General features: G+C 70.6%; 7 protein-coding genes, 1 pseudogene and 1 riboswitch. Of the genes and pseudogenes, 3 read left to right on the top strand and 5 right to left on the bottom strand.

The features are described from left to right. Positions 1–144: 144 nt before the first annotated feature. A riboswitch (cyclic di-AMP (ydaO/yuaA leader) is annotated at positions 145–296 on the bottom strand. 261 nt (positions 297–557) lie between these two features. After that, a complete protein-coding gene (locus GWK61_RS60320; RefSeq protein ID WP_194920911.1) occupies positions 558–3,512 on the top strand; it encodes a helix-turn-helix transcriptional regulator in 2,955 nt (984 codons plus the stop codon). Positions 3,513–3,723: 211 nt separating this feature from the next. Further along, complete coding sequence (locus GWK61_RS50060) at positions 3,724–4,434, top strand: DsbA family oxidoreductase (protein ID WP_194920910.1); 711 nt, start codon at positions 3,724–3,726, stop codon at positions 4,432–4,434. A 71-nt stretch (positions 4,435–4,505) separates the two neighbouring features. Here the strand turns inward: GWK61_RS50060 and GWK61_RS50055 are convergent, their stop codons facing one another. The 3 genes from GWK61_RS50055 to GWK61_RS50045 form a co-directional block, all read right to left on the bottom strand. Continuing rightward, on the bottom strand, positions 4,506–4,679 hold the full coding sequence (locus GWK61_RS50055; protein WP_194920909.1) for a hypothetical protein: 174 nt from the start codon (positions 4,677–4,679) through the stop codon (positions 4,506–4,508). Further along, positions 4,673–6,091 (bottom strand): DUF4214 domain-containing protein, encoded by a 1,419-nt coding sequence (locus GWK61_RS50050; RefSeq protein ID WP_194920908.1) that lies wholly within the window; start codon positions 6,089–6,091, stop codon positions 4,673–4,675. Before GWK61_RS50050 ends, GWK61_RS50055 begins: the two co-directional genes overlap by 7 nt. A gap of 205 nt (positions 6,092–6,296) precedes the next feature. After that, positions 6,297–7,718 (bottom strand): S53 family peptidase, encoded by a 1,422-nt coding sequence (locus GWK61_RS50045; protein WP_194920907.1) that lies wholly within the window; start codon positions 7,716–7,718, stop codon positions 6,297–6,299. Positions 7,719–7,909: 191 nt separating this feature from the next. On the opposite strand from GWK61_RS50045, the gene GWK61_RS50040 reads away from it, so the two are divergent. Beyond that, positions 7,910–8,149, top strand: a complete 240-nt coding sequence (locus tag GWK61_RS50040; protein ID WP_194920905.1) for a hypothetical protein — start codon at positions 7,910–7,912, stop codon at positions 8,147–8,149. A gap of 52 nt (positions 8,150–8,201) precedes the next feature. Here the strand turns inward: GWK61_RS50040 and GWK61_RS50035 are convergent, their stop codons facing one another. Then, positions 8,202–8,741, bottom strand: a complete 540-nt coding sequence (locus tag GWK61_RS50035) for an SEL1-like repeat protein (RefSeq protein ID WP_194920904.1) — start codon at positions 8,739–8,741, stop codon at positions 8,202–8,204. A 108-nt stretch (positions 8,742–8,849) separates the two neighbouring features. Beyond that, positions 8,850–9,059, bottom strand: a pseudogene (locus tag GWK61_RS57880) (hypothetical protein); the annotation flags it as partial.

The raw sequence follows: 9,059 nt of genomic DNA, 5'->3' as shown, positions 1-9,059 counted from the left end.
CGGGAGCGGCGTGGGGGGCCGCGGCCAGGGCGGGGGCCGCCGAGGCGAGGGACGGGACGGCGACCGCGCCGAGGGCGGCGGCGGTCAGGGTCAGGCCGCGGGAACGGCGGCCGAGCACCAGGGGAGTGCGCATGTACGTTGTGTTCTTCCTCTTTGACCGCCTACCGGGTTAGCTGACGGGTTCGGGCGAAAGAGGCTGCCCTACCACTTCGGAAGCGGATTCACCCCATTGGGACGTGGGTCCCCGGTTCCCGTCCGGCGCTTTGCGCGCTTTTGGGATTCGGCGTAGGCGCCGGTGTCCCGATTTCCGGGTCTAGGACCGGCGTGCCTGGTAGGCGACCGTAGCGGGCCGACCCCGGGAAAAGCACGCTGAGATGGTCACGAAAAGATAACAACGCGCTAGGTAGCTGCGCCTTCTATATCTAGTAATTGATTTGTCAAGGGAATAGCCGGAGAAATCGGACATAAGGCATTTCGCCGCATGTCAGAGACGCTCCGTGCACGAGCCGGTACTTCGGACTCGCCAATAGGCCGCGCACGGGAGGACACTTCCTTGCGTGAAGGACGCACCAGCGATACTCGGCCGGCAGCAGACGCTCGAGAAATGCATGGCGGCGTTGGCCGCCGGCGGCGGGGTCCTGGTGAGCGGCCCGGCCGGGATCGGCAAATCGGCGTTGCTGGACGCGATCGGCTCGGCGTGCGCGGCCGCCGGGCAGCTGGTGCTGCGCAGCGCCTCGGCGGCGGCCGAGTCGTGGCTGCCGTATCTGGGCCTGTACGACCTGTTCTCCGACGCCGTCGCCTCCCAGCCCGAAGTCGTCCCCTACCACCTGCGCCCGGCCTTCGACGGCGTGCTGATGCGCTCGGTCCCGGACGGCGCGGCCACCGACCAGCTCGCGATCCGCGTGGCGGTCGTCGAGGCGCTGCGCGCGCTGTCCGCCGAACGTCCGGTGCTGTTGATCCTGGACGACGTGAACTGCCTGGACTCGGCCACCGCCGAGGTGCTGGCCTTCGCGGTGCGCCGGCGCCAGGGCAGCCGTGTGCGCGTGCTGGCCGCCGAGCGGCTGTCGGAGGGCCAGGAGCCCACGTGGTGGGGACTCCTGCCGGAGGACGCCGTCGAGATCGCCCTGGGCAACCTGCCCGGTCCGGTGGTCTCGGAGCTGCTGCGGACCCGGCTGGGGCTGCGTCCCACGGACAAGCTGTCGCAACGGATCCGGGACGCGAGCGGCGGGAACCCGTTCTACGCGCTGGAGTTGGGCCGTGCCGCACTGCGATCGGGGACCGTGGTGCAGCAAGGCGATCCGCTGCTGGTGCCCGAACGGCTGCGGGGGCTGCTCGCCGACCGCCTGCACGCGCTGCCGAAGGCCGCCCGCGACGCGCTGCTGCTGATCTCGACGGCCGCGCGTCCGCCGCGCGAGCTGCTGGCGGGCCACGAGTGGGGCCTGTCCCAGGCGCTGGCCTCGGGCATCATCGTGTCGGGGCGGGACCTGGAGCCGCGGTTCGCGCATCCGCTGCTGCGCGAGATCGTGTATGCGGACGCTGATATAGAGGCCCGCCAGGAATGCCACGCGAAGCTCGCGCAGGCGCACGACGACCCGCTGGAGCGGGCCCGGCACCACGCGCTGGCGACGTCGGAGGCCACCGAGGAACTGGCTGCGGAGCTGGAGGGGGCGGCGCGGATCGCGGTGCACCGCGGGGCGCCGGGGACGGCTGCGGAGCTGTACCGGATGGCGGCCGAGCGGACGCCGGCCGAGCGGTCGGCGGCGAACGGCAGCGTGGGGGCGGCGAATGGTACCGACAGCGTGTCGGCGACGTCGGTAAACGCCGCGTACGCCGAACCGCCGTCGGCGTCCCCGGAAGTCGGCGAAGCGCTGGCGAATGGCAGCGCGGCATTGGCGGACGCTGATTCAGGCTCTGACCCGGGCTCCAACACGAGCCCTGACACGAGCCCTGACACGGACGCCGACACAGGCCCGGCCGCAGCAGTCCAAGCCGCGCACCGCTTCCTGGAAGCCGCCCGCGCCGCCTTCGACGCCGGGCTGCCGCGCCAGGCCCGGGAAGCGGCCGAAGCCGTCGCGGCCGGTCCGGACCCGGCGTGCCGCGTCGGTGCGCGCTTGCTCCTGGTCGAGCTCGACGACGACATAACGGCGCAGGCCGCCCTGCTCGAAGCCGCCGAGGCCGATGCCGCCGGACGTCCTGACCTGCAGGCGCGTGTCAGTCTCCAGCGTGCCGACCACGCCTTCCGCTCGGGCTCCGTCGAGGCCGCGCTGACCGCTCTGGCGCGCGCCGAGGAGTACGCGCTTGCCACCGGCGACCGCAATCTGCGCGCGGAGTCGATCGCGATGCGCGTGCCGACCGAGATCCAGACCGATCCCGAGCGCGCCATCGAGTCGCTGGAGGAGGCGGAGGCCCTGGGGTTGGGCGGCGACCTGACCCTGCCGTCCATCGCGGTCCGCAAGTCCCTGATCATCTGGTTCCTGCGTCGCGGCGACGTCGCGGACGCGCTCGCCACCGCGGCCCGGCTGCGTGCCGATGTCGAGCGTGCCGGACGGCTGCGCGACCTCGGCGACGTGCTGCACCTGGTGGCGTCGGTCAACGAGCGCGCCGGCCAGTGCCGCCAGGCGCACGAGGCGGCGTTGCTGGGCAGCCGGCTGCGGGCCGAGACCGGGTCCTCCAGCGTGCAGGCGTTGATCCTGGCCGCCGCGGCGGAGCTGTCCAACGGCAGCGCCGAGGCCGCCGTCGACGTGGCCCAGCGCGCCATAGAGGCCGGCACCGCGTCCGGCGACTCGGAGTTCACCGGCTACGCGCACGCCTTCCTGGGCCGCGCCGAACTCCTGCTGGACCGCTCGTCGCAGGCCGCGCACCACCTGGCGCGCGGCAGGACCCTGATGCGCAACGTGGGGATGGTCGACCCGGCGACGTTCCTGGTCGACGCCGACCTCGCCGAGACCCTGGCCCGCTGCGGCTCGTTCTCCGCCGCCGACCGCATCCTCGACGAGGCGCAGGAAGCGGCGCGCCGCCTGGAGCGCGACGTGGTGAAGCTCGGCCTGACCCGGGCCCGCCTGCTGCGCCACGGCCTGGCCGCCGACGCCCGCGAAGCCGCCGACCGCCTCCGCGCCGCCATCCCCGCCGAGCACCCCTACCCCCTGGAGATAGCCCGCGCCGAAGTCACCCTCGGCGAGCTGGAGCGCCGCGCCCGCCGCCGCGCCGCAGCCCGCACCGCCTGGGAATCGGCGGCGACGGCCTACGCCGCAGCCGGCTGCGGCCCCTGGCTCCGCTTCGTCCAGGGCCGCCTGGCCCGCCTGGACACCCCGGCCGAACCCCTGAGCGCGACCGAGCGCCAGATCGTGGAACTCGTCCGCTCCGGCGCGACAAACCGCCAGATAGCAGCCGCCCTCCAGGTATCGGTGAAGGCAGTCGAGGGCAACCTGACCCGCCTCTTCCGCCGCTTCGGCGTCAGCAGCCGCGCCGAACTGGCCGGCGCCGAGCCCGTCGCGCGGGTGGAGCACGTCTGACGCTGGGGCTGGGGCTGGGATTGTGTAGCCGAGGTCACGTGGCGCGGCTCAGGTGGCGCGGCTCACGTGGCTCGGGTCACGTAGGCGCGAGGAATTCCGCGTGGTAGTTCACCGTTGAACAAAGCGTGCGGGCCCTACCCCCTCCGGGCCCGCATCTCAACTGTGAACCGCCAGTAGTGACCCGCCCCTAGTAATAAGGAAGTGAACCGCCGTGCGCGTCGAGATCTGGAGTGACGTCGCCTGCCCCTGGTGCTACATCGGCAAGGCGCGTTTCGAGCAGGGCCTGCAGGCCTTCGACCACAAAGATGACGTCGAGGTGGTCTTCCGCTCCTTCGAGCTGGACCCGCAGCGCGCCAAGGGCGACACGGTCCAGGTCCTCCCGATGCTGGCGGGCAAGTACGGCATGAGCCTGGAGCAGGCCAAGCAGGCCGAGGCGCGGGTGGCGGCGAACGCCGCCGACGCCGGTCTGGGGTACCTGGCCGAGGGCCGCGACCACGGCAACACCTTCGACATCCACCGCGTCCTGCACTTCGCCAAGACGCGCGGCAAGCAGAACGAGCTCCTGGACCTGGCCTACGCGGCCAACTTCGCCGAGGAGCGCTCGGTCTTCGACGACGAGCGGCTGGTCGAGCTGGCGGTGCAGGCCGGTTTGGACGAGACCGAAGTCCGTGCCGTGCTGGCCGACGCGACCGCCTTCGCCGCCGACGTGCGCGCCGACGAGCAGGAGGCGCAGGCGCTGGGCGCGAACGGCGTCCCGTTCTTCGTCCTGGACCGGAAGTTCGGCGTGTCCGGCGGTCAGCCTGCCGAGGTGTTTACGCAGGCGCTGCAGGAGGCCTGGGCCGCGCGGACGCCGGCGCTGAAGGTCGTCGGCGAGGCGCCCGAGGGCGCGGTGTGCGGGCCGGACGGCTGCGAGATCCCCTGATTAGCAGCGGCCTCAGAGCCAGGCCTGGTTTCGTCCCCGGAGTTCATATGGACTCCGGGGACGAGCTGTTCTCACCAGAAGATGCACTTGGTGTAGAGCTGGTTGGTGTAAGGCTGCTGAATGGTCCCGGAGGCATAGCCGGCCGAGACCGAAGCGCCCACCGCGGCGTACGGGCAGGACGGGTTGAGCGGATCGGTACCGTTGTTCCACGTGATCGTGTTGCCGGTGACGGTCGTGTTCAGCATCCCCGACACGGCGATGCCGGTGTTCGCGGTGACCGAGTAGCTGCCGCTGGTGTTGTTGGTGATGCTGGCCCCGGTGCCGGAGGTGGCGCTGGTGCCGAACCAGCCGTAGGTGCCGTCGGCGACGCCGAACGTCGAGATCGCGGTCGGGCTGGTCCAGATCGTGTTGTCGTGGACCGACGAGCCCTGGAACGGCAGCGCGGGGTGCCGCTGGTCTGCCCCGTCGAGCCGTCCGTCGCCAGCAGGGCGTTGGCGCCGTGTCCGGACTGGACGACGGAGTTGCCGGAGACCGTGCTGGCCTGCGGCACCGTGGCGGTGCCGGCGAACAGGATGATCGCGACGTCGCTGGCGTCCACCACCCCGTTGCCGGTGACCTGCGACCCCTCGCAGCCGTCGCTGATGCCGTCGGACGGGGACGTGGCGTTGTGGGTGCTGGTGTACGCGTCGACCAGGTTGTGGCTCACCACCGCGCCGCTGCAGGGGTAGCCGCTGGAGACGCCCTGGAGCTCCAGGTCGGTCGCGCCGGCGGTGTTGCCGATCCGGTCGTACTGGATGGTGGTCCCGGAGCCGCCGTAGGCGATGATGTTGAACCGGAGGCGGTCGTAGCCCGACTCCCGCAGCCGGTCGCCGTCCACCCAGACGTGATTCAGGTTCGCGCCGCCGCTGAGGTGCACCGACTCGCCGCTCCAGCCGGGCTGCCGGGCCAGGCGGCCCAGCTCCGCGTAGTTCTGGCCCACCGACGGCACCTCGCCGTACGTGGTGAGAGCGACGCCCGCGGGCACGACGAGCGTGGAGGTCAGCGGGATCAGCGCGCGCTCGGCGAGGTTGACGGTGCCGCCGTACGGCGTGCTGTTCAGCAGGGACTGCAGGCCGGCTTCGGTCCCGGAGTATCCGGTCCCGGTCGGCGACAGCGCTATGGGCGCCCCGGTTCCGAAGCCGTAGTCGGGCGTGGAGCAGATCGTGGCCGCGAGGTTGGTGAACTCCGGGGACGCCTCGAAATACGTGAGCATCGACGCCCAGGACGAGCCGCCGTTCAGGTAGTTCAAGTAGAACGTGTACCCGGCGGAGTCGGGCTCCCGATTGAGGATCGTGCGATACGCCACTTCGATTTTGGCCGGGTTGGAGTAGTTCAGGTTGGCGAACTCCGCCGATTCCAGGACCCGGTTCGCCTCGCCGGCGAGCACCTGGGCGGTGCACCCGTTCGTCTGGAAGTCGTAGAGCTCGATGCCCCAGCCGGCCTGGTCGGGTACGCGCCCCAGCCCCTCGGTGTAGGTCTTGGCGATGAACTGGTAGGGGATCAGCGTGGTCGCGGCGGCGCGCGGCGGGGAGTACGCCACCGCGGCGCCCGCCGATGCGGCCAGCAGCAAGGCGGCCGTCGCGGCTCGGGCGGGGCGATGAAGGCGCGGAGAGAGCATCACAGAGTTCTTATATACAGCGGCAGGGTGGCGGTCAACGCTCCCGCCTCTGAGCCGTGAGCCGTGAGCCGTGAGCCGTGATCAGTGGTCGGATTCCGGCGTCCGGGACCGTCCCTCCGAAGAAGACCTCGCCGGGAAGACCTCGCCGGCCGCACCCGAGGGCGCGGCCGGCCAGGTCTGGCAGTACTGATGCGAACATCACGCGTCAGTCGCCGTGGTCGCCCTCCGTGGACGCGGCGAACGCCAGCGCCGGGACGAAGTAGGCCCCGTCGATGGTGCCCCAGCCGGTCGCCATGTCGTAGCCGGGTCCCGCGCTCGGGCCGGTCACGCCGTTGTCGCTGATGTTGCCGACGGTCACGTCCTGGATGCCGGTGAACTTGCCGAACGCCGGGTTCGTCGACAGCCGGCCCAGGCGGTACAGGGCCGGGTTGATGGTGCCGAGCCGGTGGCCGGCCGCCTGGGCGGCGAGCGCGACGATGCCGGACATGATCGGGCAGGACTCGCTGGTCCCGGCGATCAGGTGCCAGCCCGGGCGGGTGAAGGTGAAGTACACCCACGCCGCGCCCGACAGGGTCGCGCTGAACGAGATGTCCGGCGTGCCGCGCTGGGCGCCGACCACGCTCTTGACGCCGTTCTGGAAGTCCGGGCGTTTGAACACGTGGGACTGCCCGCCGCCGCCGACCACGCCGCCCGGGTCGAGCAGGTTGTTGTCGTTGCCGGTGACGTCCGGGGCCAGCCGCTTGCCGGTGTCGTCGATCGCCGGGTAGGTGCCGCCGACCGAGGTGACCAGCGGGTCCGACGAGGGCCAGGAGTTCGCCGCGTACGGGAAGAAGCCGTTGCCGTCGAGGGTCTGGCTCGTCACGCCGTTGTCGCCGGAGGAGCCCAGCACCGTCACATGGTGCGCCGCCGCGTCCTTGAACGCGTACCGCAGGTTCGTCAGCGACGAGAAGTCGTGCTGGGCGAACCCGGGGAACGTGTCCTCGGTGGCGGTGAAGCTCTGCGAGATCACGTCGGGCACCCCGGCGTCGATGAGCGACTTCTCAGCGTTCATCATCTCCGGCAGGCCCGTGACGCCCTCGGTCTCGGCGACCGCGGTCTCGGCCAGGACGATCTTCGCACCGGGCGCCATCGAGTGCGCGTACTCGACGTCCAGCGTCGTCTCCTCGGCCCACCCGATCATGGTCGAGTTCGTCGGGTCGAACGCGGGGATGGTCCCGAACTGCCGGATGTCCACCTTGGTGTCCGGCAGACCCCACTGCTTGTCGAAGACGTTCAGGTCGTTCTGGATGGTCGGCGACCCGTAGGAGTCGACGATCACGATCGTCTTCCCCCGGCCGGTGATCCCGGCCTGATACACACGGTTCAGGTCGTACGCGCTGCGGTACTGCAGTGGGCTGTAGCAGTTGATCGCGAGCTGCGCCAGACACTGCGAGGTCGGCAGCGGCGTCGGCAGGTCTGCCACGTCCCGGCTGCCCCAGGTCATGGGGCGCGCCTGCACGCTCTTGCCGGACCCCTGGATGCCGGCGGACGTCACGGTGGACGCGACGGATGATGCGGCCAGGGTGAACGCGCTCGCTATCGCGAGGGTGAGCGCGCCGGCGCGGGTGGCACGTTTGCGGGTGCTCATTTGACTCCTAGTCTGGGAAAACACCCCGATGGAACAGTGCACTGTGCACACCAGCGAAAGGGCGGGCTTAGCGCAATGGCGCGCGCCTGCACTTGGCTGAATCGTTATCAGGGACCAGGGCTTCTCGCCGACCGGATTCTTCCCGTCCGCGTGGGTTCAACGGCCGTGAAGGGCGCGCTTACGATCGAGCCATGTCGAGCACTTCGGAGTCCTGGACCATTCGCCACTTCTCGCAGGCCAACCCCAAAGGTCCCGGCTGCGACAGCGTGCCGGCGCTGTTGCGGAGGTTGGCCGACTCGATCGAGGCGCTGGGTTCTGTCGAGGTCCAGGACGTCGCATTCGCTTCGGAGATGACAGAGTACGGGCCCTGGCGGTCGGGGACGGTCTACTTCCACCTGAGCGAAGACGGCATCGCGCGTTCTGCGGGCTAGGCGGCTGCGGACGGCTATTGCTTGCGGCTTTGCCAAGCCCGCGGCCGCCTCGTCACCGCCGCCGCAGGAACTCCTCGCCGTGTCTGTCGCGCCTGCGTTTTGCGGCGAGGGCCAGCAGAGTCTTCTTCGCTTCCAGGCTGCCGGCGTCTGCGGCGCGCCAGGCCCACTGCTCGGCCTTGCTGTCCTCGCCTCGGCGCAACAGGAGGCACGCGAGGTTGTACGCGGCGTCGGCGTGGCCGGTCTTTGCGGCCTTCTTGTACCAGCGCTCGGCTTCGGCGGTGGCGCCTTCGTCCTGGTGCAGCTGCCCCATCTTCGCCATCGAGTGCGGGTTGCCGGCGTTGGCCGAGCGTTCCAGCCAGCGCCGGGATTCGGTGTGCTCGCCTCGTTCGCGCAGGAGGAAGGCGACCATCTCCATCGCGTCGGCGTCGCCTGCTTCGGCCGCCGCCTGGAGCAGAGGCTCCGCCTCGGAGCGCTGCCCTCGCTGGTGGAGCAGCACGCCGAGCAGGGTCTTGGCCTTCACGTTGCCCGCGTCGGCCGCCTCGCGCAGCGGCGACTCGGCTTCGAGGGACTGCCCCTGTCTGAAGAGACGCAAGCCGAGTGCGTACATGGCGTCGGAAGAACCTTCACCGCGTTGCCTTCCCCAACGGCCTGGCACGTGCTGACCCCCTGACGTCTGCCGACTGTATATGAACGTCTGTGTTCATAGACGGTACGCTGAGTGCTGCCCACTCGCTACCAGCGGCACCAGCGGCACCAGGCTCGAAGCCGCGATCGGCTCGTGGCAGGCGCTGCACGCGAGGTAGGGATCGGTCTCGTTGCCGCAGGTCGTGTGCAGCAGCGGACGGTGCGGGCCTTGCTTGGTGGCCGCCGCGGCCGCCGCCTCGTCAATCCCACCAGTCCTCCCAGCCCC

It is taken from the genome of Catenulispora rubra (assembly GCF_015356825.1).
GTDB classification, from domain to species: Bacteria; Actinomycetota; Actinomycetes; order Streptomycetales; family Catenulisporaceae; genus Catenulispora; species Catenulispora rubra.
This window is presented reverse-complemented; position numbering and strand designations above follow the sequence as displayed.